Origin of the sequence: Mycobacterium sp. E802, assembly GCF_001666875.1 — a bacterium.
GTDB lineage: Bacteria > Actinomycetota > Actinomycetes > Mycobacteriales > Mycobacteriaceae > Mycobacterium.
This window is the reverse complement of sequence record NZ_LZJD01000140.1, coordinates 1-988: the sequence shown is the minus strand read 5'-3', so window position 1 is coordinate 988 and position 988 is coordinate 1. Positions and strand designations below refer to the sequence as shown.

Genomic DNA, 988 nt, shown 5'->3' with positions numbered 1-988 from the left:
CTCAAGGCCTACAGCGGTTTTCACACGTTCAAGCCAGGATCGAATGCGCGCGCATGGCTGTTTCGGATCATGTACAACAACTGGATCAACAGCTATCGCGCCCGCCAACGCGCCGTGGGTGAGCAACTGTGTGAAGACATCACCGATTGGCAGGTGTCCGCCGAGGGGCGGCATACATCTTCGGGTTTGCGGTCAGCGGAAGTGGAAGCGCTCGAAGCGATGCGCGACGACGACATCGCGGACGCACTGGACGCGATCCCTGCGGCCAACCGGATGACCGTGTACTTCGCCGACGTCGAGGGCTACCACTACCGCGAAATCGCCGCCCTGATGGGCACACCCGTCGGAACCGTGATGTCCCGACTGGCCCGCGGACGAAAGCGGCTGCGGGAGTTGCTCGCCGACGTGGCCCGGGACCGTGGCATCGGCCGCGACGCCGGTAAGGTTCAGGCTGCCGTGCCGTTGTCCTGACTCCGGGCCAGATACCCTCTGGCAACCGCAGTTTCGGCGAGCAGCTTACGCAGATTGCGACGCGCCCGGTGCAACCTCGACATCACAGTGCCAACCGGAATGTCCATGAGCTCAGCGATCTCCTTGTACCGGAAGCACGCGACGTCGGCGTAGTACACGATGACCCGCTGGAAATCGGGCAGTGCCTCCATGGCCCGCCGCACCTCGTCGTCGCCCATGGATTCCAGCGCGGCGAGCTCGGCCGAGGCCAACTCGATCGGAGAACCGGCCAGCGCCGCGGCCAGTTGGGCGTCGGTGACCGATTCGGCCAGCACCTCCTCGGGCCGACGCTGCGTCGTGCGGTACGAGTTGATCCAGGTGTTCGTCAGAATCTTGAACAGCCACGCCCTGATGTTGGTGCCGTCGGCGAAAGTGTGAAAACCGCTGTAGGCCTTGAGAAGTGTCTCCTGCACGAGGTCTTCGGCGTCGTACCGGTTGTGGGTCAGGCGGCGCGCACCACGTTCGATCTGCTCGACGC

At 64.2% G+C, this 988-nt stretch carries 2 protein-coding genes; one reads left to right on the top strand and one right to left on the bottom strand.

All coding sequences use genetic code 11. The annotated features are described in order from the left end of the window. Positions 1–471 (top strand): sigma-70 family RNA polymerase sigma factor (locus tag A5699_RS19895; protein ID WP_067776778.1); only part of this gene is annotated, 471 nt, incomplete at its 5' end. Here A5699_RS19895 and A5699_RS19890 read toward each other — a convergent pair. After that, positions 447–988 (bottom strand): sigma-70 family RNA polymerase sigma factor (locus tag A5699_RS19890; RefSeq protein WP_067772713.1); only part of this gene is annotated, 542 nt, incomplete at its 5' end. The genes A5699_RS19895 and A5699_RS19890 overlap by 25 nt on opposite strands.